Raw genomic sequence first — 24,217 nt, 5'->3', positions numbered from 1 at the left:
AGCTCCTTAAGGGTTGGGGTTAAAGTAAATATTGGTAATGGCATTTTGCTGTAATAGGTTAAGCAATTCGGGGTGCTGCGGCAGCTCGCCTAGGCAATCTAGTGCTTGGCTATAACTTATAAGGTAACGTGGATCTTTATTGTTTGTGGTTAGCTTTGCCAGTGTTGTGCGCACTTGCTGGCATAACGGGATACTTGCTTCTGGTTGGTTTAGTAGTTGAAGGGCTTTTGCCTTTGCTAACAGACTTTCTGATAAAAAGGCCAGATAGTTGTTATTTTCAGGAAAATTATCGTTAAGCCCAGTATAAACGTTTAAAGCTAATTCGGCGTATTGCTTCGCTAAACTGGGCTGCTTTAAAGTATGGGCATGCATCGCAGCAGTTAGCCAGTGTTTACCTAAAATATCCTGACGCTGGACATCAGATAGTTCTGCTTGCTCTGTTTCAAGCAAATTCGCCATATGCAGTAATTGTTGTTCAATGTCTGTAGCAGTTAAACCGCTAGCATATTTAAAAGACTGAAAATGGTAGTAATATTTGCGCCTTTGCCAGTTTGCATTGGCAGGATCTTCTGCAAGAGCTCTTGATAAAAGCGTGTAACCTAATTCTGCCGCAACAAGCGCTTCGGAGTTGTTATTTTGGTAAGCCAATAAGTCTGCCAATATCTGGTAGCTTGCTGTTAATCGGTGTAGTAAATAAGCCTCCTGTGTAATATCGGTAGCCTCCAGCGTTGCTTGCAAGTGGCGATGAATCTTGATGGCTAAAACCAGATTACCTTCGGACTGAGTCGCGCTGGCAAGCCAGGATTGAGTATTGGCAATATCAGCTATTAATTTACGATTATCAGGCTGCTTTGCCTGTGCCAATAATTTTAACCGTAACGATTCTTCAAAGTTCTTGCGGGCAATCTCAAAGCGCTGCTGCTGCATCGCCAGCGAGCCTAAGGAATTGGTGGCATAAGATAATTCCATAATGGCATCAAGATTCTCCGGCGCTAGCTCGTACATCAATTCACTGTATTGATAATAACGCTGAAACTCGGGTTGGGTGCCCAGCCAGTTGCTGGCATCGTATTGTATTTGCCCCAGCCAAAAGGCATTGGCGCCAAGAGTTTTTAGTAGTTCCAGATTAGTGGGTTGTAATTTTAGTACGGCTTCTAACTGACTGCGGCCGGCTTGTAAGGCGGCGCTGGCTTCGTCTATTTTACCGCGCGAATAGGCAACCTCACCCATGGCGGTGAGGGTTTGGCCGTGCTGTAGCATGGCTTCGGTACTTTGTAGGGTGCTTGCGTTGCTAAAGTCGGTAAAGTATTCCAGCGCCTTATTGCTAATACCGTCCAGTAAATCCATACGGCCGATGCTGCGTAGCTTGTCAGCAAATTCACCAACCATAAACCCCAGCAGGTTTTCGGCAGCCAGGCGTTTTTGCTGGGCTTGTTGTTCGGCGTGATAACTTTTAATGCTCAGGCTAAAGGCCATCAGAGTTAGCAAGCACAAGGCGGTGATGGTGCCGCGACGTAGCCAACGTTTTTGTTGGGCTTTTTGGGCCGAGGCCTTAATAAAAGCCTGCTCGGCGGCCTCAAGCTGAAATAATGGGTTGTGTGTTAATTGCAAGGCTTCTTGCAGTGGCTTGCCTTGCGCCAATAAGTAAGCGCTATTATAGTGCTCGGCTTGCCAGCGCTGCTGTAAATGTTGCAGCCGGCTTTTAATGCTTAGGCTGTCATGATGCTCGTTAATCCAAGCGGTGGCGCGCGGCCAGCGCCGCAGTAGCGCTTCGTGTGCCACGCTAAAACAAGGCTCGTCTTGCTGTAAGTGTGACACAAATAAACGTTGCTCAACTAAGGTTTGCACTAAGGCGCGTTCAGCATCGGTCTGCAGTTGGCTAAAGCGGGCGCTGCGGCTGGTAATGCTTTGCTCATCTTCCCGCAGGGTTACCAGCAGGGAGAGCACCGCCGGCAAACTGGCTTGCTGTGCTGCGGTCAGGGTGTTGATGGCTTGCTCGGCATTTTTACCAATAGCGCCCTCGATCCCGCCCAGCTTTTTATAGGTAGCCACTTGCAGTGTATTGTCGCTGCTTCGCTGTAAATACAGTTGCTGCAAGGTGTATTGCAGCATGGGCAGCGCGTCTGGGTTACTGGCGGCTTCACGGCAGAGCATTTCATCTAAGGGTATGGCGGTATCGGGATCGGTATCAAAGCTTAGGCCCGCCGCAAGGGCCGGTAGCCGAATCATTTGTAGCAAATCGCTTCGATTCGGGGCGGCTAAATCAAAATGCGCGCCCTTGGCTTTGCCTGCCATCAGGGTAGGATAATTAACCAGTAACGGATAAAACTCATTGCGACAGGCACTGAGCACTAACACGCTATCGCTGCAGGCGAGCTGTTCTAGTAAAGAAATAAATTGGTTACGCTCGGTTTCTTGAAATAGCGGTGACGACAACAACACTTCGAGCCGATCTACAAATAACGCGAGGCGTTTTAGGCTTTGTTGCGCCTGTTGCAGTGCTTGGCTAAGCTGCTTAAGCACTGCTGCCGGATCTTGGCTAAGCATATCCGCTAATTGCGCGGCGCTATAACCGGTTAGCACGGGCGCATCGTTTAATTCCCAATCCAGTAGCGTACTGGCTAAATTAAGCAGCAGTTGTTGCGGGGCGACATCGGCTAAATCGAGGCTGCTGTAACTCAGTACTTCAATACCATGATAGCCACCGGCTTGCATTAAATTGGGCAACACTCCGGCATTGACCAAGGACGATTTCCCGCTACCACTTGGCCCCAGCAATAAACAAAAGGCTCGGCCAAATTTCACCTGCTGCGCGATACGTTCTAACAGCGTACTGATGTGGGCGCCACGGCCAAAAAACACGCTGGCATAACGCGCATCATAGGCTTGTAAGCCTGGGAAAGGTGAGCCTTGCTGCCAGCTCAGCTCGCTAACACTTTGCTCTTGCCCCAGCGGATAGCGCACCTCGGCAATGGCGCGGTAGCCGCGTTTGCGAATGGTTTCAATATAGCGTGGCTGAGTGGCACTATCACCCAGTGCTTTACGCAGCTGCGCCAAGGTTTTATGTAGCGGGTTATCACCGGTATCGGTACGTGGCCAGCAGTGGTTGATAATATCATCTGTACTGACTACTTCGCCGGCATGCTGACATAGCAGTTGCAGCAATTCCATGGCTTTGGGTTCAAGCTGAAGTGACTGTTTTCCCTGCCTAATTGAATTGGCTGTAGGATCAACTTGCCAGTCACCAAAGAAAAACGTCTTACTCATAATGGATCAACTCAATGCTGGGTGGTCATTAATTGGGGTCAAACATAACATGAGTTTATGCAGATGTTTAGCGATAACCCTGCTCATCTGACTAAGGTATTACCAGAAGATAGCGGCATGTTATTGGTAAAGATGGTCGAGATTGTGCACAAAAGATACTGGGAAAGCTCTGCTTTGCCTGAGTCGTGTAAACAATAATAACAACGTGCAACGTATAAATTTTCGCCTTTTTTTGTTTGCTACATTGACGGCATAGCGTTATTGATCTACTTTATGTAAGCGCTTACATTTTTTGGTGGGCATTTTGCATTTTGCAATTGCAGGCGTGACAAGGCATTAAACAGGAACTCAGGGTATGACTAATATAACGATAAAAGCGAAACCCTTGGCCGCAGTTCTAATTGCGGCAGGGCTTATCGGCTGTGGTGGCGATGTAAAAACCAACACAGATTTGACAGCGGTTAATCCTAGCCAACCAGTCACCGACTGGAAGTTGGTTTGGAGTGATGATTTTGCTGGCAACAGCATAGATCGTCGTAAGTGGACTTTTGAAGTCGATTGTCGCGGTGGCGGTAATCAGGAAAAGCAATGCTACACCGATAGCCCAGAAAATGCGTTTGTATCAGATGGTACCCTAAAAATCGTAGCCAAGCCTGCACCAGAAGGTTCGCCATTACCCTATACTTCTGCCCGATTAAATACCAAATACCAAGGTGACTGGAAATACGGCCGCATTGAAGTTAGAGCAAAAGCCCCTACAGGCCAAGGCTCTTGGCCAGCAATTTGGATGATGCCTACCGATGAAGTGTATGGTGGTTGGCCAAAGTCAGGCGAAATAGATATTTTTGAAGCGGTAAATTTAAAAACAGTGGATGCAGAAGGCACTGTCGAATCGAAAGTCTATGGCACTTTACACTACGGTCGTGAATGGCCTAACAATTCAAATAGTGGCAAAGCTTACACCCTTCCAAATGGCGCCAATCCAGCAGATAGTTTTAATACTTATGCCATAGAGTGGCAGGAAGGCGAAATCCGTTGGTATGTAAATGATTACCTGTATCAAACCCAGCAAGCCTCTCGAGTGCGCACCAATAGTCGCGGTGAATTAATTGGTTTAAGCCATCGTGGTTGGTTTGCCGAGTATTTCAACCAAGTGACTGGCAAATTAGAAACACAATGGAATGCAGCGCCTTTTGATCAACGATTTTATTTAATTTTAAACCTTGCGGTTGGTGGAAACTGGCCAGAGAACGTGAATAATCTGGGTATTGATGCCGAGGCTTTTGCCAATGGTCAAACCTTTGAAATTGATTGGGTGCGGGTGTATGAGTGTCAAGCTAACCCTAATAATGGTAAAGGCTGTGAAACCATTCGTGCAGGCTACCTAGATAGCGAAACGCTGGTTACTGGTCAGGCGCCTATCCCATCACCACCGTCTTCAGGCGTAGCACAAAATCTCACTATTTTTGATGGTACAGCTAATCCAAACTGGCCAGCCTGGGATTGTTGCGGTGGCTCTACCCCGAGTATTGTTACAGACGAAACGCGTGGTCAGGTTTACGAGTTCTTGGTCGGCCCGCAGCCAACCGTCAATGGTTTTATTACCCGTTCAGCCTTTATAACAGATCCTAATGGTAAGCCCTCACCCTTTGACGCTGCGCCATTGGTTGAAAAGGGCAGTATCAGCTTTGATATGAAGGTGGTTACGCCACCCAGCAACGCTGCATCTACTTGGTTGTTTAAAGTTGAAAGCAATGAAAATACTACAGCAGTTGAATTACCTATTACGGCCAGTTCTGAAGGTGTCGCGCCGGTTACCGGTGAATGGCAAACCTTTACGTTTCCATTAAGCATGTTAGATGCTGCCGGCTTAGATTTATCGGCTATAGATGTCATTATGATTTTCCCTGCTTGGGATACTGGTAATGGCGCTGTGTATCGTGTCACTAACGTTAAAATTGCACAACCAGCGGATTTCCCTGAATTAGTGATGTTTGATAATGGTGTAAATGCTGATTGGCCAATGTGGGATTGCTGTGGTGGTTCTACGCCAGTTGAAGTGCTAGATGCCGATACTAACCGTCTTGCTGCTGAGTTTACTGTAGGTTCTGCTCCCACAGTATTAGGTTTTTACAACAGATCCCCATTAGGTGGTGGTAATCCATTTGATGCATCCGCCCTGCTAGCAGAAGGCGTGCTGCAATTTAATGTCAAAGTGGTGGATGCGCCAGCTAATCCAGAGTCAACGTGGATGTTTAAGATTGAAGCGGCTGGCGGTGATTCTGCCGTTGAGTTACCACTAAGCACGGGTAATGCGGGCAAGGCGCCCGTAACAGGTGAGTGGGCTACTTACACTTTCAGCATCCAGTCGTTATTTGATGCCGGTTTAGATATTAGTGCTATTGATGTCTTAATGGTATTCCCAGCGTGGGGTACTGGTGAAGGTGCTGTATTTAGAATGGATCAGGTAAAAATCTTCAACCCAAATGCAAGTAATGACCAACTGGTATTATTCCGTGATGCGGTAAACCCAGAATGGGCATTATGGGATTGCTGCGCTGGCTCAGTGCCAAAAGTGGTAGATGCCGATGCACCTTACGGCAAGGTAGCGCAATTTGAAATTCTGGGTTGGCCAGAAACGGTGTTGGGTTTCTTAGCGAATGACGATGTCACTTTTGATGCTACGGCATTATTGGCTAACGGTAGCGTCAGTTTTGATATGCGGGTGGTTTCGCCACCGGCTAATACTGCCAGCAGCTGGATGTTTAAAATTGAATCAAGTGATGCTGCTACGGCAGTAGAGCTTCCGCTTGCTACAGGTAACAACGGTCAGGCGCCAGTGACGGGTGAATGGCAGCGTTATCGTTTTTCACTGCAAAGCTTGTTTGATGCAGGCTTGGATATTAGCGATATCAAAGTGCTGATGGTATTTCCAACGTGGGGTACTGGTCAGGGCGCGGTTTATCAGATTGATAATGTTGAAATTTCTAATAACTAATGCAGTGCGACAAGAGTAGGATAATTATGAAAACAATCACTTTCACAAAAAGCAGGGTCGCAGCAGCGGTGTCTGTGGTGTTGACCGCCGGTATGATGCTGCCATTGCAAGCGCAGGATACGGCAGCAACGGAAGCCGAACCCAACGTCGAAATCATTGAAGTACGGGGTATCCGCGGTAGTTTAGCACGTTCAATGGATGTTAAGCGCGAGTCGTCAGGCGTAGTCGATGCCATTTCTTCTGAAGAAATGGGTAAATTCCCAGATACCAACTTAGCCGAGTCACTGCAGCGCATCACTGGTGTTTCCGTCAGTCGGGTCAATGGTGAAGGCAGCCAAATTACCGTGCGAGGCTTTGGTCCTGAGTTTAACCTGATTACGTTAAATGGTCGGCAGATGCCAGGCACGGGTTATACCCGTTCGTATAACTTAGAAAATCTATCCTCAGAGGGCGTTAGTGCGTTAGAAGTTTATAAAACAGCGCGCGCGGAAAACCCTAGTGGAGGTTTAGGGGCTACCGTAAATATTGTAACCGCTAAGCCACTGTCTAGCCCAGGCCAGAAACTGGCACTGATGGGTAAAGGTGTACACGATAGCTCTAATGAAAAAGGGGATGACGTTACGCCTGAGTTTGCTGCACTTTATAGCAATACCTTTGCGGATGATCGCTTTGGCGTAGCCTTATCGTTTTCGCAGGCGCGGCGTGATTTCCAAATTCAGCAGGCCAATATTCAGGGCTGGCAGGTTCAGGATACTAACCCATCTAACCGATTACCGGTGTTAGATCCTGCCTTTGTTAAAGATGCTAGGCCAACTGATGCGCAAGGCAATAAAATAGGCCCTGCATTTTTCCCGAAAGATATGAACTATGGCATTACCGACTTTCAACGGGAAAGAACTACCGGTCAGTTGACATTGCAATATGCAGCTACGGATGACCTGACTTTTACGGTTGATTACACAGGCAGTCGTGCTTTGGTGGGCAGTGAAGGTATTGGCTGGGGTATTTGGAATAACTTTGGCGAAAACATTAATGCTTACGAGCTGGATGAGCGAGGCACAGCTTTGTTTGCAGACATCAGTGGTGATGATGGTTCCTTCACTGCTAGTAAAGGCACCACAGAAGTTAAAGCCGCATCCATTGGTTTTAATATGGAATGGCAAGTGACGGATGACTTGAAAATCAGCTTCGATTTCCATGATTCAAACAATAAAACTGATAACGGCGCTGATAAAGGCATTGGTAATTCAGGCCAAGTTATTTTAGGTTCGGATCAGCTAATTACTAAGTTTTATGATTATCGGACAGGCGATATCCCGCAAGCCTATATTTTATGGCGTAATGGCACAAATGAATTGCGGCCAAGTGAGATTGACTCTAACTTTAGCCAGTTTTTTGATTCGCCTGGCGAATCAGATATTCAACAATTTCAGCTAGATAGCACTTGGTATAACTCGCGCTTTAAGATCCCTTTGGTTTCCGTTAAAGGCGGTGTCGCCCGTACCGATCAGAACCTGGGTGGCTCTAACGCCTGGAGTGGTTTACGTGGCGGCCCAGGTTTTAATCCGAGTTATACCTTTATCTTCCCAGATAGCATGTTTACCAGAAACAGTACGGGTAATTTCCTAGATCAATTCTCTGGTGGCGGTAACGGCTTAGTCAGTAATTATTATTACACTTACAGTTATGATGAAGCGGTGGCGCGACAGGCTGCTTACTTAACTGAAGCGCTGTTAGGTGAGAACGCCTATGTACCGGACGCTTTCTATGGTCCTTACGGTGAGAGTTACGTTCAGGAAATCACAGATAGTATTTATCTGCAATCGGCTTGGGAATTTGATGTTGCCAGTTTTCCGGTGCAATTGAATGTCGGTGTTCGTTATGAGCAAACCGATGTCACTAGCACAGTATTACAAGACGTTGAGCGTCAGGTGAATTGGGTCAGTCCGTCTGAGTGGATTATGCAATATGAAGGCGGTGATGCAAACTTTCTGACGTTAGAAGGTTCGCATAATGTGGTATTACCGATGCTGGATTTACGTGTCGATTTAACTGACGAACTAGTTAGCCGTTTTTCAATTGGCAAAAGCATTACTCGTGCGCCCCTAGGGGCTCTGGCTGGTGGCCGCAGCTTAACGGGCAGTCCAAAACCTGGCTCGCGGAGTGGCGGTCAAGGTAACACCAATTTACAACCTTATGAATCAACCAATCTTGATTTAAGTTTGGAATATTATTACGCACCAGGTAGTTATGCCGCTATCGGTTATTATCGCAAGAGTGTTAAAAACTTCATCGGTAATACCATTACGGACATTACCATCGACGGTTTGCACGATATCCTGAATGGCCCGCGTTACCAACAAGCGGTGGCAGATATTACTGCTCGGGGTGAACAGCCAACGGATACAGCGATTTATAATCAGCTACTAGCCAATGGTCACGGTGATGCTAACGGTGTCATTTCACCAACGAGTGCTGATCCATTAATTGTATGGAGTATCTCACAGCCGCAAAACGGCACAGATACGAAAACAGTAGATGGTATCGAAGCCGCGTGGCAGCACATATTGGGCGAAACCGGTTTTGGTTTTGGGATTAACGGCACCATTGTTAATGGTGATGTCGAGTTTGATGTTAATAGTTTGACCCAGCAGGCGCCGTTAATAGGTTTAAGTAATACTGCAAACTTTCAGGTGTTCTATGAGCAGTTCGGTTGGTCAGTAAAACTGACTTACGCCTGGCGTGACAACTATCTTATTGGTGTTGGGCAGGCGCAAGGTTCTTCGGATGGTCCACCACAATTTGCTAAAGCTTACGCGCAGTGGGACTTAAGTATCAATAAAGATATTACCGATAACTTTACGGTATTCTTTGAAGGCATCAACCTCGCTAATGAAACTGAGCAAGGTTATGGTCGTTACGAAGAACAATTTTTATTCGCGCGTCAATATGGTCCGCGATATATCTTAGGGGCGCGTTACCGCTTCTAAAGCAGTGTTCTACCTCCCTGTCGTTTAATGCCCGCTTTGCGGGCATTTTTTATCGAAAATGACCGAGAAAACTGCCGTGATCAGAGCATGACGATGGTGAGATGGCGTTTACGGCTTATAACAAGAATGTTTTAACATGATTAAGCTTGTTGCGACTCACGGGAATTTCCTGACCATTATGTAAGATCAGGCTGCCTTCGCGGCCGGTTTTACGCAGCGCTTTGATGGCTTTTTTGCTCACCCAATAGGAGCGATGCGGTTGTATGCCGGCAATGTTTGCGCACAGTGTAATCGCATCTTTTAAATTTGCCAAAATCAGCGTTTGCCCCGCCTCAGTAACCACTAATAAATAATGCAGTTCAGACTTTAAATACAGTAGCTCGCCTTGTTTACTTTTAGGAAGCAAGGCTTGTAAGGCGTCAGGTGTGGTAGAGGGGAGTACGTCTTCAACTGCTGGGCTTTGCGCTGATGAGGAAGGTACGGCCGATTGAGTTGCCGCGGCAGGGGCATTTGGGTTAACCATTTTAAACCCCAGTACCCAAGGTGCATTAATTGCCAACCAACACAGCACCACTGGGGGCAGCACGCCAAGCGTTTCTTGCCAAAGTGCGAATAGCCAGTTTATCAGACTGTTGGGCGTAGGTTCTAACCCTAAAAATACATCAATTGCCAAGGCAAAAGGCACAAAGCTAAGGGCGCCCAGCAAGCCAGACAGCAGTAACTTTAACCACGCATTCAGTGCGTTAAAAGGCGCTAGGTGGGCAAGCCCCTTATGGCTTAATAACATTAAAGCCATAGGTACAACACTTTGATAAAGCCATAGCGGCAACTGCAGCCAAAAGGGTAAATTTTGGTTGTTATCAATTAGTGCAAATAGCAAGGCTAACACTAAGGCGATGGTAAAAAAGTAGCGAAGGGGCGAAATATCGCCGAAATCGAAAGTCTGTTTCTGCATAAAGTCTTGCTTAGTCGTCGCGGCCTAGCCCATTGATGTAAAAGTCTGCCATTTCATACAAAATCCCTATCCGCTGTGCACTATAGCAGCATAATTACAGGGTGTGTTGAAAATCAAATGGGGACGAAAAATGAAATTGTATGCTGTAGTGCCAATGCTGTTTTCGGTGCTGTTATTGATGGGGAACGCTCAGGCGCAAGGATATTATGTTAAGCCCTATGCTGGCTTAAGTTATATGAATGATGTCAGTGCGACGCGCCAAGCGGACAATATTAACATTGAGCTTGAGCAAGGCATGGTGTTAGGCGCAGCTTTTGGCTATCGCTATAACAGCAAGCTTGCGGTAGAGCTGGCGTGGGAGTATCGCAGTAACGAAAGTGCCACCCAAGTTGGCAGTACGTTTTATCCTGAGGGCAATTATGCGTCAAATAGCTTTTTTCTAAATGGGATCTACTTTTTTGACAGCTGGGGTAAGGTTACGCCTTACGCAGGTGCCGGTTTAGGTTGGCTGCAAGAAATCGATATTGATTTAGAGTTGGCGGGTGTTGAAACCTCATATGCTAATAGCGGCAATATTTTATATCAGGGATTTGTCGGGTTGGAGTACGCGCTTGCAGCGCGCTGGGTGCTGCATACCGAGTTTCGGCATGCTGGCGGTAAGTCGGGGGATTTACGTAATGAGGCGGGAGCTGATTTGTTAGCGAACCTAAATTACAAACCCTTTACCTGGCAGTTTGGGGTCAAGTACTTATTTTAGTTATAAACTAAAAATACCGTGCGAACACCTTACTGCAGACCAAAGGCGCGGGCCAGCGCCTTTGGTCGTTATCGTTTATGGGCATGCTAAAGCCGGCTCGCTGCTGGTTGCTTGTAACCGCGCATCCAGTAAGCTGAGCTGCAATGCGCCTGCACTGCTGATGCTAAATACATTGCTAACTTGTGTTAGGTTTAGCCCTTGCGCTTGCATACAGCCAAGATTAATACGCAGTGTTTGCCATTCCCCTTCTGGCATGGCTGCCAAGGCGGGGGCAATATTCTGGCTTGCTTGACACGCTGCTCCGCAGTTGATGCCGAAGGTTACCTGATCCGGCACGCTGCCGCGACGCATTAAGGTAAGTACTAACTGACTGTCTACGCCCGTAAAAGCACGTAAATCTCGTGGGAAAGTACTATTAAAGCTAAAGCCCGCAACTGCGTTACCCGCTAACTCAAAGCGGCGCGCATCTTCTTGCACTTTGTTATCAAAGGTACGACTACGGATAGCGCCAAATTCTTGCACACTGCTGGTTACCGCCACACGCTCGTTGCCGCTGAATAATTGTAACTGCCACGGCGAGCGCGGGGCGCGTTCAAATATGACTTGTTCGGCACTGCCGGCTGCTTCACCACTGTCTTCCGATAATTGACTAGGCAGCTGCTCAGCATCGCCATAGCGTAGGCCAAAACCATAGGGTAGTAAGGGTTGATACTGACTGTCGCCAAGGTTGACTGTGCTTTGCTGTGGGGTCGCCGGCCAAGAGAAAGACAGCTTACCGGTAAAGTCATATTGCACAGCACCTTGGCTGTCTCGCAAGATCACATCGGCTACCCCTTCGCCTTCGCTCCCTGGTAACCATACTGCGACAAAAGCATCAGAAGCATTCAGTTCAGGGTTCACCCACATTGGCCGACCGCTGATAAAGAGCGACACCACGGGGATCCCTTGAGCTTTTAACTGTTGCAGCAGCGCTAAGTCAGTTTTATTACCACGCTGAAATTCCAGATTATCTAAATCGCCGTTACCTTCGGCATAGGGTTCTTCACCAAAGACTACGATAGCCACGTCTGGTTTTTGCTGAAAACTGCCGTCAGTAGACAATTCCACTTGGCCACCGGCTGCCTGCACTTGGCGGGCGATTCCGGCATAAATTGAGCTGCCACCAGGGAAATCCGCATTGGTATTACCCGTGCCTTGCCAGCTAATGGTCCAGCCACCGGCTTGTTGGCCAATATTATCAGCGCCTGGCCCGGTCACCAAAATACGTTGCTGTGGATTTAGCGGTAACAGTTGGTTTTGGTTTTTTAACAGCACCAACGATTGTCTTACTGCATCACGTGCTACGGCACGATGTTCTGCGGCACCAATCAGCTCGGTTTTACCGGCGAGTGGCCGCTGCGCGGGGCTTGGTTTATCAAATAAGCCAGCGCGTTTTTTTACTCGCAAAACCCGCCGCACCGCATCGTTAACCCGTTCTTCAGGAATGACGCCCTGTTGCACTTGTGCAATGAGGTTGTAGTACAGCGGCTTCCACGCTGCTGTTGGCACCATATACACATCTAAGCCGGCGTTGGCAGCTTGCGCACAGTTATCATTGGTACAGCCCGGGATTTGACCATGGCCATTCCAATCGCCCACTACAAAGCCATCAAAGCCCATCCGATCTTTTAGTACATCGGTTAACAGGTAGCGATCGCCATGAATTTTGCTACCATTCCAACTGTTAAACGAGGCCATCACGGATTGGGCACCGGCTTGTAAACCGCCGACATAACCTTGGGCATGAATGTTAAACAGCTCAGCTTCACTGACTTCGGTATTGCCTTGATCTACACCACCGGTGGTGCCGCCATCGCCCACAAAATGTTTCACCGTGCTGATTACGCGGCGTTCACTTAAAAAGTCTTGATCAGCCGCCCCTTGCAAGCCCCTGACAATGGCGGCCGCGTAGTCGTGCACAATTTGTGGGTTTTCAGAATAGCTTTCATAGGTGCGCCCCCAGCGATCATCGCGCACAACGGCAACTGTGGGTGCAAATACCCAATCGATGCCTGTTGCCATGACTTCGCGGGCGGTGGCTTCGGCGATCTGTTCAATTAACGCTGGGTTATTTGCTGCGCCTAAGCCAATATTATGTGGAAAAATAGTAGCGCCAATCACGTTGTTGTGACCATGTACCGCATCCGTACCCCACATTGTTGGGATGGCAATACCATCAACACTGGCATCCATCGATGCTTGATACATCGCTTCGGCTAAGGCTATCCAATCCGCTGGCGTGGCATATTTGTTGTCATTTGGAAAAGCGCCGCCGCCATTTAAATAAGAACCAAAGCCATACTTACGCATATCTTCGACGGTGATATCGCGGATCTCAGGCTGAATCATTTGCGCAATTTTTTGTTCCAACGTCATTTTCGCCAGAAGCTCGGTGATTGCTTGCTCCATAACCGGATCTTGAGCAACCGGTAAGTTAAGCACTGGCCATAGATCGGTGCTAGCCTTTGCTGCTGCGGGAGCCGGTGTTGTCGAGCTACCATTATTCGTTGGCGCTTCTTGGCATGCGGTTAACAGCATGCCACTGCTGGCGGTGAGAATGAACATAGCCATAGTCAGTTTCTTTAGTTTCATCCGTTTATTCCTTTGTTACATCAGGCGTTTGCGGGATACAGCCCTTGAGGCCATAGAAGGCGATATACAGATAGCAACACAGAGGCAATAAAAATGCCAGTTGCACGCCGAGGTGATCCGCGAGCATGCCTTGCAGAAGAGGTAAAATTGCCCCGCCCACAATAGCCAAACATAAGATGCCTGAGCCTTGGCTGGTGTATTGCTTTAAACCCGCGATAGCTAGGCTAAAAATAGTGGGGAACATAATTGAATTACATAAGCCCACTAGTAGTAACGACCACATGGCCAACTTGCCCGAAGACAGAATGGTGATCGCCAGTAATAAGACGGCCATTAAGGCATTAAAGGCTAAGACCTTGCCAGGGTTGATCTTTTGCATGACCAGCGCGCCAATAAAACGGCCAACCATAGCACCGCCAAAATACCACGAAATGTAATGTGATGCGGCAGCAGCAGACATGCCGCCAATTTCGGGCATTGACAAATAAATAGCTAAAAAGCTGCCAATCCCCACTTCTGCGCCAACATACACAAAAATGCCTAAAGCGCCCAACACTAAATGCCGTTGTTTCCAAGCTTCACCACCCAAAGGAAGTGCTTCTACAGTTTCTTTTTTGCCCATAGCGGGCAGTTTTAGCCAAGCAAACACCACAGCGAGCACGATTAAGCTGGCTGCCAAAATGAGATAAGGCACTTGTACTGTTGATTCGGTAACCGCTCCGGCGACTGGCTGCGGTGCATCCATTCCACCAAAAATCAGCCAAGCACCAAAAAATGGCGCGACCGTAGTACCTAAGGAATTAAATGCCTGCGTCATGGTTAAGCGGCTAGGGGCGGTTTCAGGTTTGCCCAAAACGCTAACATAAGGGTTGGCAGCGACCTGTAAAATGGTGATGCCCGACGCCAAGACAAAGAGCGCAAACAGAAACATGCCGTAAACATGCATGGCCGCGGCAGGCACAAATAATAAACAGCCCGCCCCAGCAATCAATAAGCCTGTCACAATACCCGCTTTATAACCAATGCGACTTACCAGCATGCCTGCCGGTACCGACACCACAAAGTAAGCACTAAAAAAACAAAACTGAATCAGCATGGCTTGGGTGTAATTGAGATCGAACAACAATTTTAAGTAGGGGATCAAAATATCATTTAAGCAGGTAATAAAACCCCACATAAAGAACAATGAGGTAAGTGCGGTAAGTGCAAAGCGGTAGTTACTCGGCCCACCGGGTTGCTCGCCAATGCTTGGCGAAGAAATTGGTATCGTTGCCATAATGCTGCCCCTGTCTTATTTGTTTTCATTGACGAGCTGCGAAGCCACGTCTAGTATTAATGTAAGCGCTTTCATTTATAGCATATTGCTGGCTATTGGCAATATTTTTCGGCATCTGGGAACAAGAACAAGATGAAACAGACTGATATGAAACAGATTTTATTACCCAACGATTCAGCGTTGTTACAACACCGCTTTACCTTTGGCGTTGCCACCGCAGCCTTTCAAATTGAAGGGGCGGCTGCGCTGCGTGAACCCTGTATTTGGGATACGTTTTGTGCTGAACCCGGTCGTATCAGAGATGGCTCGGATGGCTTAGTGGCCTGTGATCACTTTCATCGCTGGCGCGACGATCTGGCGCTAATCGCGAGTTTAGGGGTCGATGCTTACCGTTTTTCTATTGCTTGGGGCCGGGTGATCCGAGCCGATGGTTCGGTCAATGCCGAAGGGATCGCCTTTTACCTCGCCTTACTCGACGAGCTGCAGACTCGCAATATTAAAGCCTACGTTACCTTATATCACTGGGATCTCCCGCAGTATTTACAAGATAAAGGTGGCTGGTTAAATCGGGAAACGGCGTATCGTTTTGCTGAGTATGCCGACATCGTCAGCCGAGCCTTTGGTGATCGGGTATATTCTTATGCCACCTTAAACGAGCCATTTTGCAGTGCGTACTTGGGCTACGAAGCGGGCATTCATGCGCCGGGGGTACAAAATCGGCAAGCTGGGCGGCAGGCTGCGCACCATTTATTGCTGGCGCATGGCTTAGCGATGCCCATACTGCGGCGTAACTGCCCGCAAGCTTTAACCGGTATAGTGTTAAATTTTAGTCCTTGCTTTGCTGCGACGACCAGTGCTGCCGATCAGCAAGCGGCTTGGTTAGCCGATCAGTACCATAATCACTGGTACTTACAGCCATTACTCGAAGGGTGTTACCCCGATTTAACTGGCCATTTAGCGAGCACTGATCTCCCGCAGATGCTCGCAGGGGATCTGGACATCATTGCCCAGCCTCTGGATTTTTTAGGCGTCAATTATTACACCCGAACCGTCTTTACTGCCCGCGATGACGGTTGGTTTTCTGATGTGAAGCCAAGCCAACCGCCTTTAACCGATATGGGCTGGGAGATTTATCCGCAGGGTTTAACAGAAATCTTAGTACAGTTGCAACAGCGCTATACTTTACCCCCTATCTACATTACTGAAAATGGCGCGGCGATGGTCGATACCCTGCAAGAGGGCAGCATAAATGATGTGGCCCGTTTGGAGTATTACCAACAGCATCTACTCGCCACGGATGCAGCCATTCGCGCCGGTGTTGATGTGCGAGGCTATTTTGCTTGGAGCTTGCTAGATAATTTTGAATGGGCTGAGGGCTATGCCAAACGTTTTGGAATAGTGTATGTTGACTACCACACTCAGCAACGCACGGTTAAAGCCAGTGGTTTAGCGTTACAACAGCTATGGTCTAATCGAAATAAAAAAGCCTAACCTAGGCAAAATCTGCTGAAGCTTTAGCGTGCTCTGCTATCGCTTCTAAGATAACAATAACCGCAACAGGGTTGTGTATCATGCTGACAAAAAAAGAAAAAATAGCGTATGGCTTAGGGGATACCGCCAGTAACATTGTGTTTCAAACGGTCATGTTGTTTCTGACGTTTTTTTATACCGACATCTTTGGTATTTCACCGGCTGTGGTAGGTACCTTATTTTTAGTGGTGCGCATTGTCGATGCCATAACCGATCCACTAATGGGCGCCCTGGCTGATAAGACGCGTAGTCGTTTTGGTCAATATCGCCCTTATCTTCTCTATCTGGCGCTGCCGTTTGGCTTAATCAGCGTGTTGGCCTTTACTACGCCAGATTTAAGCCCCACCGGCAAAGTCTGGTATGCCTTTACTACTTACACCTTACTGATGTTGGCCTATACCGCCATTAATATTCCTTATTCTGCCTTAGGGGGTGCGCTAACCGCCGATCCCAACGAGCGGGTGTCGATACAATCCTATCGGTTTGTATTTGGCATGTTAGGTGGTTTATTGGTTACCGCCTGCACCTTGCCGTTGGTCGCTTGGTTTGGCCAAGGCGATCAAGCTAAAGGTTACCAACTGACGATTGCTGCCATGAGTGCGTTAGGCGTGGTGCTGTTTGTGTTATGTTTTTTAGGCACTCGAGAACGGGTTGCTAACCCACCAAATCAACAGCTCACCCTGCAAAGTGGCCTGCAGACCCTTTGGCAGAATTCGGCTTGGCGTATATTAAGTTTGGCGGCATTAATTTTATTAATCGGCATGGTGCTGCGAAATACGCTCGCGATTTACTATGTAAAATACTACTTGCAGCAGGCTGACTTTGTTACCACCTTTATGACCATCGGCATGTTAGGCAATATCTTGGGGTGTGCCAGTGCACAATTTGTAGCGGCCCGCGTAGATAAACGGCAAGCTTATATTGCATTACAGCTGATTGCTGCGCTGATTTGTGCCGCCGGTTTTTGGATTGCGCCAGAACAGCTTTACCTTGCCACTGCGCTGCACTTTGCTTGGAGCTTCTTTTTGCAAATGGCCACCCCGATGTTGTGGGCGAAAATGGCCGATGTGGTGGATTATGGCCAATGGCAAAATGGCATCAGAGTGACAGGTTTAGTCTATTCTTCTGTCGTGTTTTTTATTAAGCTGGGGCTCGCTTTGGGGGGGGCTTTAGCTGGTTGGTTATTAGCCTTCTATCACTACCAGCCCAATACGTTACAAACTACGGCAACGCAACAAGGTATTTTACTCAGTTTTACCCTGCTGCCGGCGTTGGCTTCAGTGTTGGTGGCCTTGGTGATGACTCGTTACCCACTTACCCAAAGCAAGGTACAACGTATTGCTGATGAACTCGCTGCGCGAAAATAAGCTGACCGCGCGCGTTAAAAAGGATAGCACACTAAGATGGCAACAATTTACGAGGTATCGGCGCTAGCAGGCGTATCGCTGGCGACGGTATCCAGAGTGATTAACAATAATACTCCGGTGCGCGAGTCGACCCGGAAGAAAGTTCTGGCGGCTATGGAGCAATTGGGCTATCGGCCGAATTGTATTGCTCAATCCTTGGCCTCTAATCGCTCTAACAGCATTGGTATTTTGGTGTCGGAGTTACATGGTCCATTTTACGGCGAAATGTTAACAGGGATCGAAGCTGAGTTTCGTGCTACCGGCAAGCATGTGATTATTACTGCTGGCCACAGCGATTTGGCGACCGAGCAAGATGGCATTGAGTTTTTAAAAAGCCGCAATTGTGATGCACTGATTCTGCATGTCGAAGCGGTGCCTGACGAATACTTGATTCAGCTAGCGGCAGAGGGTACGCCTTTTGTGTTACTAAATCGGCATATTCCGGCAATCGCTGAGCGTTGTATCAGCTTAAACAATGAACTCGGCGGTTACTTAGCGACACAGCATTTATTGCAACAAGGCCATCGGCAAATTGCCTACATTGCCGGCCCGATGTGGAAAACGGATGCGCGAGCACGTTACCAAGGACATCAGCGTGCTTTAGCGGAATATCAGTTAACGGCTAACCCACAATTATTCTTCGAAGGCGATTTTCGCGAAACGGGCGGCAGTCAAGGTTTAGCGGCCATTTTGGCAACGGGCTTACCCTTTAGTGCTATTGTCTGTGCCAACGATGAAATGGCGTCAGGCGCCTTGACCGCAGCCCGCGAGCAAGGCTTAGCGGTACCCGAGCATTTTTCAGTGGTTGGTTTTGATAATGTGAATTTTGCCTATTACACCTATCCGAAGCTGTCTACCATTGACTATCCGATCAGTGCCATGGGCCATATGGCTGCCCGTTGGGTGTTACGCGAGGTATATCAAAACAGCGATATTAAAGTGCAGCAACTCTTTGAACCGCACTTTATTGCCCGAGATTCGGTACAAGCCTGTTAATGTCGTTAAATGTCACTGCGGAGATTCAGTAAGCGTCTCTGCTAGCGATAGGACTCATTCGGTTAAAACTTTAATAACGCTAGTTAAAAACTCGCGGAAAACTCTACTCCAAAGATACGAGGCTCGTTAACCATTCCCGTTAGGTTATTAAAGTCGATAGCACCGATTAGTGCGGTTTTATCGGTGAGGTTACGTACGAACAAGGCTGTATCGTAGCGGGCATTTTGCCAGCTATAACCAAGACGCATACCCCCTTCTACCAATGACGAGGCGCGGAACTCGGCTGCTTCATACAGGAAAAAATTCATGCTGCTACGCAGGGTCCAATCGGTATGAAAGTAAAGTTTGCCTGTCGCGAAAGGCGCTTCATAACGTAATTGCAATTGGCCAATCCAATTGGGAGCATAAGGCAGTGGATTGCCATCCACCTTTGCTAAGCGCACACCGTTTACCATCATAATAGGGTCTGTTACGCTACAAGGCGCGCCACACACCGTCAGCAGTAAATTAGTATCGTTGATTGCGGTATGGTTGTAGCTTAACCCGCCAAGCAAGCTCCAGCGGCTACCTAATTTGGCATCAAATTCAAACTCGATACCGCTACCCTCAGCTTGCTCGGCATTGATCAGTTGTGACACATTGCCAGTACCACCAACGGCGGTCAGTTGCGGATCATCCAATTGAAAACGGTATAAGGTAATGCCATAGCGCAGGCGTCGGTTAGCCAATTCTGCTTTTAAACCTGTTTCAACAGAAAGAACCGTTTCAGAAGTGGCTTGCGAAATGCTATTGCGAAACATCACCCGACCTTGAAAGCTGGGGGCTCGGAAACCCTCGGCAATCCTGACAAAGAGGTTATGTTGTTGATCAAGCCGCCATAGGGCACTCAGATCCCAACTGAGCTGAGATTCATCACTGTTAGCAAACAAGGGCTGCAAGGGCGCACCACCGCCTGGTGATTGCGGACGTTCAGCACTAAAGGTTTTGCGATCCCAGGTTTGTCTGACACCCGCGCGCAGCTGCAGTTTTTCGTTAACGGTATAACCGGCGGCGAAAAACAAGGCGCTAGACTGATTGGTTTGGCGAATAGCGGCATAGCCATTTTGCACGCCGTTGTTCAGGCTATCGTAATTAATATTTTCAATTTTTTGTGACTCATCAAACCAAAAGAGACCAGCTTGCCAATCAATGGGGCCCTCCGTTTTGGACGCTAAGCGTATTTCCTGAGTAATTTGATCATGTCTTGGCAAGGCGGCAGCTGTTTCTGAACTAAATGGAATAACCCCTGGCCCCATGGCGTTAGCGCTGGCTGCGCCAAAGCCGCCATCAATATCGCCGCGACTAAATACCTCAGCGGTTTCATAGGCGCTAATGCTGTAAAGATCGAACTGCTTAAAGGGCCAGCTTAAGCGTAAACTCAAGCCTTGGTGATCGAGCGTCTGACTGTTTTGTCCATCTTGACTGACATTTCTTAGGTCAAAGTCAGAGACAAACCGATTTGTACCGGGATCGATAATATTGGCACGGAACAACCGAGATGTGCCATGCATATCTCGGGCATGCAGCTTTAATAAACTTTCAAAACCATTGTCGCTTTGATAACGCAATTGCCAACGCAGCGCGGTATCGCGAAAACCTTCAAAGCCAGACTCGGGGCCTTCAACACGATTTATAACCCAATCATCTCGGTATTGATTCAAGAATGAGAAACGACTTGACCAGCCATTGCCCAAGCTGCCCCCGAGAGCGCCTTCAATATTGCTGGTTTGAAAACGCCCCACATTCGCTCGGACAAACCCTGAAAAAGTTTCCTCTGGCAGTACAGAGTTTAAAATAATTACCCCTGCCGGTGTATTGCGGCCAAATAAGGTACCTTGTGGGCCGCGCGCCAGTTCGAGCTGCGCGATATCAAAGATGGGTAACCCTTTTAAAATGGGGCTTTCGAGTACTACGTCGTCATACAACAATGACACGGGTTGTGATGCGTTTAAATCAAAGCTGGTATTGCCGATGCCACGCACATAAAACCGTGGAAAGGTACGGCCAAATGACGACTCCACTTGTAAGCTAGGTAGGCGTGAAGTTAAACCGCGCATATCTTCGCCAGTCTTATAAAGTGTGGTCAAGGTCTCGTCGCGAATAACCGTAGTGGCAATAGGTACTGTTAAGATATTTTCTGTTCTACGTTGGACGGTGACTTCGATTTTCATTAAGGCTTCAAGCTCAAGATCGAATAAAGACAAATCTTGTGCCAAAGCTGGAGTAGCAAAGGCTGCTGCATTTAAGATCAGTATGGGGAATTTACGCATTTTTACCTGCACCTACCATATCCAGACTCCAGCCAGTAAAAACCTGAAAAAACAATCTAATAATGATTCCCAAACCAGTTTAGTTATTAATTTACTATTCGTCCAACCATTTAAACGCGGCTAGTTAAATGCTAACAAAAGGGCTTTTATCATTCAGGTCTCGTTGCAGCAGTACTTTACAATAGGCAACAAACAGGCTATTTAATAGGCAAAATTACCAGTGTGCGGAGCGAAGTTGACGTTGTCTAGGTTGGGGTTGCTTATAGTATGGCTATCAGTCTGTTTGAACAGTACTGCGATTTCTGCTCCGCAAAAAACCGTTGATAACGAACAAAATTACGCCCTGTTGCAGGCAGCTTATCTCTACAATATCGCAAAATTTATTAGTTGGCCTGAACAAGATAAAGCGCGCCCGCTACAGCTGTGTTTGTTTGGCGAGCTGACTAACCAATATCAACCGCACTTTGTCATCGCTTTTGCCGAACGTCAGCTTGCAGGGCGCCAAATCAGTATCGAGGCAATTGCTAATGCCCAAGATATCAATCGTTGTGATGTGGTTTATCAAACAACGAATGCCCATTTGTTGCAGTCTTCAATTCCTGACACGCCACATATTTTACGTATTAATGCGCCCGGTGTGTCGTTGCCGGGTTCGGCACTGTTTGATTTAAAACTGGAAGCTGGCCGCCTGATTATTTATTACAATAGTGCTTTACAGCCTAGTTTCAAACTCCCTATTAATACTGCGCTACTGCGGATCACCCAGGCTGGTCAGGGATCTGCACTATGAATAGCACCCTAAAACAAAAAATATTCTTAGGTTTAATTAGTGTGGCATTTCTCGCAATGCTGATTAGCGTGATCCCAGTTTATTGGTTAATGCAGCAAAGTTATCAGCAACAACTCATTGTTAGCAGTCAGACTCAGGCCCGCATTTTGGCTGAAATGACTACCGCGTCGTTATTATTTGAACAAAACGAGAGTGCTGCGGATATTTTACGAACGCTTGAAGAGTCGCCGGATATTAAACATGCCACCTTATACCGGTTAGAGGATGATCAACTCAGTGTCTTTGCCACTTATGCGCAAGATGAGTCAGTGCAAGTGCAGAGCGCCATTCCAAATCTTACGCAAGCGGTTAGGTTTGAGGCTGGGCAATTAGCGGTGACCATTCCGGTCCGTTTGCAGGAGCAGATTATCGGAGCACTGCAATTAACTGTGGGTTTGGAGCGGATAAAGCGGGAATTAGACTATGCTGCGACCATTGCGATTACCGCATTTCTCGGTGCTTTAGGGGTGACATTTTGGTTGGCTAGCCAATTAAGTAAGAGTTTATTGCGACCGATACATCAATTGAAGCAGGTTATTAGTAAAGTGACCACCCAGCAGGATTATAGCCAACGGGTGGAGCAAAAATTTGCTGCAGAGCTAGGTGACTTAGTCGATGCTTTTAATGCCATGTTGGACGTGATTGCGCGCTATAACCAGCAACGGCAAGAAAACGAAGATAACATTATTAAGCTAAATCTAGAGCTAGAACAACGCGTGACTGAACGTACCTTGCAACTGTCAGAAAGTCTTGCACATCTTAAAGCCACCCAAATAAAAATGATCGAACAAGAAAAGTTTGCCTCGTTGGGCAGTTTGGTGGCGGGCATTGCACATGAAATCAATACTCCTGTTGGGGTTGCGGTTACCGCCATTACCCATTTGCACCATCGCTTGGAGCATTCGAAACAGGATTTTCAGTCGGGTAAGCTGACGAAGCAAAGTTTGCAGCAGTTTTATTCTGATATGTTGGAAGGGGTAGAGATTGCGTTTCGCAATATTGAGCGGGCAGCAGAGCAAATCCGCAGTTTTAAAATGGTAGCTGTTGATCAAAGCAGTGAAGAAATGCGCCGCTTTGCGCTGAAAGACTACTTAGAGCAAATAGTTGTTTCGTTACGTCCACATTTAAAAAATACCCAACACCAAATCCAGTTAGAGATTGCCGAAGAGCTGATCGTTGAAAGCTATCCGGGCTATTTCTCGCAGATTTTTACCAATTTAATCATGAACTCGTTGATCCATGGTTTCCAAGGCGTTGCGCAAGGGCAGATTAAGGTGCAAGTTACCGTGCAAAACAATAACCTGCAGTTTGACTATTATGATGACGGTAAAGGGATAGCGGCATCGGTAAAGCCGAAAATTTTCGATCCCTTTGTCACCACCAACCGGCAGCAGGGCGGCAGCGGCTTGGGGACTTATATTTTATACAATATTGTTACGCAAGCCTTGCAAGGTCAGATCGTCTTGCTTGATGACATCCCAACAGGCGTGCATTTCCGGATTGTGTTACCCACAGAGGGTGCTGGTGGCAAGATCCAGATTCATTATGCTGCACATTGACATCCTCCCCACCCAACAAGGACGGGGCATTTTGCATAAATCGAGTTAATCACCCTAAATAGTTGCTAGGAGCAAACTCACTGAAACAGCGAATTTTCGCATCGGCAATGGCAAATTTGCTGTGCTGCCATTCGTGTTCCGCTGGAATTGCCACTACGGTCATACCGGCTGCTTTCGCCGCGGTCACACCGGCAAACGAATCCTCAAACACTAAACAGTGCTCCGGTTTAACGCCCAGCTTGCTGGCCGCCAGCAAGTAGATTTCTGGGTCAGGTTTGCCTTTGCTCACTAATTCGATATGACAACGTGTCTGGAAATACTCTGCAATACTGAGCCGTGCTAAGGTGGTGTCTAGCAAGACTTGCGGCGAGTTGGTTGCTACTGCAATTTTTAATTGTCGCGCTTTGATCTCGGCCAATAGCGCCAATAAGCCGGTTTTGGGTTCGCCGTGTGCCGCCACGCCACTCGCCACAAAATCGATAATCGCTTGATGTACTTGATCGGGTGTTGGCCCCGGCCATGGCTGATGTTGATACCAGTGCGCAATTACTGCGGCGGTGGTTAAGCCAGTACTTTGTAGTCGCGGAGGTTTGTTAAAGTCGACGCCCAACCCACCCAAAATATGTTGCTCAGCTTGATGCCATAAGGGTTCCGAGTCAATCAGTACGCCATCCATATCAAAAATAACCGCTTGAAACACCGTAATTCTCCAAA

Annotated in this window: 14 protein-coding genes; 8 read left to right on the top strand and 6 right to left on the bottom strand. The window is 47.6% G+C overall.

Going from position 1 to position 24,217, the window contains the following annotated elements; genetic code table 11:
* Positions 1 to 6 precede the first annotated feature (6 nt).
* On the bottom strand, positions 7 to 3,267 hold the full coding sequence (locus ACO1PK_RS06795) for a winged helix-turn-helix domain-containing protein (RefSeq protein ID WP_423187918.1): 3,261 nt from the start codon (positions 3,265 to 3,267) through the stop codon (positions 7 to 9).
* A 355-nt stretch (positions 3,268 to 3,622) separates the two neighbouring features.
* On the opposite strand from ACO1PK_RS06795, the gene ACO1PK_RS06790 reads away from it, so the two are divergent.
* Both ACO1PK_RS06790 and ACO1PK_RS06785 read left to right on the top strand, forming a co-directional pair.
* Entirely contained in the window at positions 3,623 to 6,265 is a 2,643-nt protein-coding gene (locus ACO1PK_RS06790; protein WP_423187917.1) for a family 16 glycosylhydrolase, read from the top strand.
* A gap of 26 nt (positions 6,266 to 6,291) precedes the next feature.
* A complete protein-coding gene (locus ACO1PK_RS06785) occupies positions 6,292 to 9,255 on the top strand; it encodes a TonB-dependent receptor (protein WP_423187916.1) in 2,964 nt (987 codons plus the stop codon).
* A 115-nt stretch (positions 9,256 to 9,370) separates the two neighbouring features.
* Here ACO1PK_RS06785 and ACO1PK_RS06780 read toward each other — a convergent pair whose 3' ends face one another.
* Complete coding sequence (locus tag ACO1PK_RS06780; RefSeq protein WP_423187915.1) at positions 9,371 to 10,210, bottom strand: LytTR family DNA-binding domain-containing protein; 840 nt, start codon at positions 10,208 to 10,210, stop codon at positions 9,371 to 9,373.
* Between the two features lie 130 nt (positions 10,211 to 10,340).
* Between ACO1PK_RS06780 and ACO1PK_RS06775 the strand changes: the two genes are divergently transcribed.
* On the top strand, positions 10,341 to 10,967 hold the full coding sequence (locus tag ACO1PK_RS06775) for an outer membrane protein (protein ID WP_118090384.1): 627 nt from the start codon (positions 10,341 to 10,343) through the stop codon (positions 10,965 to 10,967).
* Between the two features lie 75 nt (positions 10,968 to 11,042).
* Here ACO1PK_RS06775 and ACO1PK_RS06770 read toward each other — a convergent pair whose 3' ends face one another.
* Together ACO1PK_RS06770 and ACO1PK_RS06765 are read right to left on the bottom strand one after the other, a co-directional pair.
* Positions 11,043 to 13,598 carry a glycoside hydrolase family 3 protein gene (locus ACO1PK_RS06770; RefSeq protein ID WP_423187914.1) on the bottom strand — a complete coding sequence of 852 codons (2,556 nt, stop codon included), beginning with the start codon at positions 13,596 to 13,598 and terminating at the stop codon, positions 11,043 to 11,045.
* A gap of 4 nt (positions 13,599 to 13,602) precedes the next feature.
* Complete coding sequence (locus tag ACO1PK_RS06765) at positions 13,603 to 14,874, bottom strand: sugar MFS transporter (RefSeq protein ID WP_423187913.1); 1,272 nt, start codon at positions 14,872 to 14,874, stop codon at positions 13,603 to 13,605.
* A gap of 147 nt (positions 14,875 to 15,021) precedes the next feature.
* Here ACO1PK_RS06765 and ACO1PK_RS06760 point away from each other — a divergent pair, with 147 nt between their 5' ends.
* The 3 genes from ACO1PK_RS06760 (at position 15,022) to ACO1PK_RS06750 (ending at position 18,806) form a co-directional block, all read left to right on the top strand.
* Positions 15,022 to 16,365 carry a GH1 family beta-glucosidase gene (locus ACO1PK_RS06760; protein WP_423187912.1) on the top strand — a complete coding sequence of 448 codons (1,344 nt, stop codon included), beginning with the start codon at positions 15,022 to 15,024 and terminating at the stop codon, positions 16,363 to 16,365.
* 80 nt (positions 16,366 to 16,445) lie between these two features.
* On the top strand, positions 16,446 to 17,771 hold the full coding sequence (locus ACO1PK_RS06755) for a glycoside-pentoside-hexuronide (GPH):cation symporter (protein WP_423187911.1): 1,326 nt from the start codon (positions 16,446 to 16,448) through the stop codon (positions 17,769 to 17,771).
* Positions 17,772 to 17,807: 36 nt separating this feature from the next.
* Complete coding sequence (locus ACO1PK_RS06750; RefSeq protein WP_423187910.1) at positions 17,808 to 18,806, top strand: LacI family DNA-binding transcriptional regulator; 999 nt, start codon at positions 17,808 to 17,810, stop codon at positions 18,804 to 18,806.
* An 83-nt stretch (positions 18,807 to 18,889) separates the two neighbouring features.
* On the opposite strand, the gene ACO1PK_RS06745 is transcribed toward ACO1PK_RS06750, so the two are convergent.
* Positions 18,890 to 21,115 carry a TonB-dependent receptor gene (locus ACO1PK_RS06745; RefSeq protein ID WP_423187909.1) on the bottom strand — a complete coding sequence of 742 codons (2,226 nt, stop codon included), beginning with the start codon at positions 21,113 to 21,115 and terminating at the stop codon, positions 18,890 to 18,892.
* A gap of 235 nt (positions 21,116 to 21,350) precedes the next feature.
* On the opposite strand from ACO1PK_RS06745, the gene ACO1PK_RS06740 reads away from it, so the two are divergent.
* Both ACO1PK_RS06740 and ACO1PK_RS06735 read left to right on the top strand, forming a co-directional pair.
* Positions 21,351 to 21,905 (top strand): YfiR family protein, encoded by a 555-nt coding sequence (locus ACO1PK_RS06740; protein WP_423187908.1) that lies wholly within the window; start codon positions 21,351 to 21,353, stop codon positions 21,903 to 21,905.
* Positions 21,902 to 23,503, top strand: coding sequence for an ATP-binding protein (locus tag ACO1PK_RS06735; RefSeq protein ID WP_423187907.1), 1,602 nt, complete (start codon positions 21,902 to 21,904; stop codon positions 23,501 to 23,503). The genes ACO1PK_RS06740 and ACO1PK_RS06735 overlap by 4 nt, the downstream gene beginning before the upstream one ends.
* A gap of 49 nt (positions 23,504 to 23,552) precedes the next feature.
* Here ACO1PK_RS06735 and hxpB read toward each other — a convergent pair whose 3' ends face one another.
* Entirely contained in the window at positions 23,553 to 24,203 is a 651-nt protein-coding gene (hxpB, locus tag ACO1PK_RS06730; RefSeq protein WP_423187906.1) for a hexitol phosphatase HxpB, read from the bottom strand.
* Positions 24,204 to 24,217: the final 14 nt, after the last annotated feature.

This window comes from Alishewanella sp. d11, from assembly GCF_049390205.1.
Lineage (GTDB): Bacteria > Pseudomonadota > Gammaproteobacteria > Enterobacterales > Alteromonadaceae > Alishewanella.
Note: the sequence above shows the minus strand (reverse complement) of the source record. Positions and strands in the feature narration are given on the sequence as shown.

Bases quoted from the DNA above. Each gene is read 5' to 3' on its own strand.
- ACO1PK_RS06795 (WP_423187918.1), bottom strand. From the start codon at position 3,267: ATGAGTAAGACGTTTTTCTTTGGTGACTGGCAAGTTGATCCTACAGCC.
- ACO1PK_RS06790 (WP_423187917.1), top strand. From the start codon at position 3,623: ATGACTAATATAACGATAAAAGCGAAACCCTTGGCCGCAGTTCTAATT.
- ACO1PK_RS06750 (WP_423187910.1), top strand. From the start codon at position 17,808: ATGGCAACAATTTACGAGGTATCGGCGCTAGCAGGCGTATCGCTGGCG.
- ACO1PK_RS06780 (WP_423187915.1), bottom strand. From the start codon at position 10,210: ATGCAGAAACAGACTTTCGATTTCGGCGATATTTCGCCCCTTCGCTAC.
- ACO1PK_RS06770 (WP_423187914.1), bottom strand. From the start codon at position 13,598: ATGAAACTAAAGAAACTGACTATGGCTATGTTCATTCTCACCGCCAGC.
- ACO1PK_RS06775 (WP_118090384.1), top strand. From the start codon at position 10,341: ATGAAATTGTATGCTGTAGTGCCAATGCTGTTTTCGGTGCTGTTATTG.
- ACO1PK_RS06765 (WP_423187913.1), bottom strand. From the start codon at position 14,874: ATGGCAACGATACCAATTTCTTCGCCAAGCATTGGCGAGCAACCCGGT.
- ACO1PK_RS06755 (WP_423187911.1), top strand. From the start codon at position 16,446: ATGCTGACAAAAAAAGAAAAAATAGCGTATGGCTTAGGGGATACCGCC.
- ACO1PK_RS06760 (WP_423187912.1), top strand. From the start codon at position 15,022: ATGAAACAGATTTTATTACCCAACGATTCAGCGTTGTTACAACACCGC.
- ACO1PK_RS06785 (WP_423187916.1), top strand. From the start codon at position 6,292: ATGAAAACAATCACTTTCACAAAAAGCAGGGTCGCAGCAGCGGTGTCT.
- ACO1PK_RS06745 (WP_423187909.1), bottom strand. From the start codon at position 21,115: ATGCGTAAATTCCCCATACTGATCTTAAATGCAGCAGCCTTTGCTACT.
- ACO1PK_RS06735 (WP_423187907.1), top strand. From the start codon at position 21,902: ATGAATAGCACCCTAAAACAAAAAATATTCTTAGGTTTAATTAGTGTG.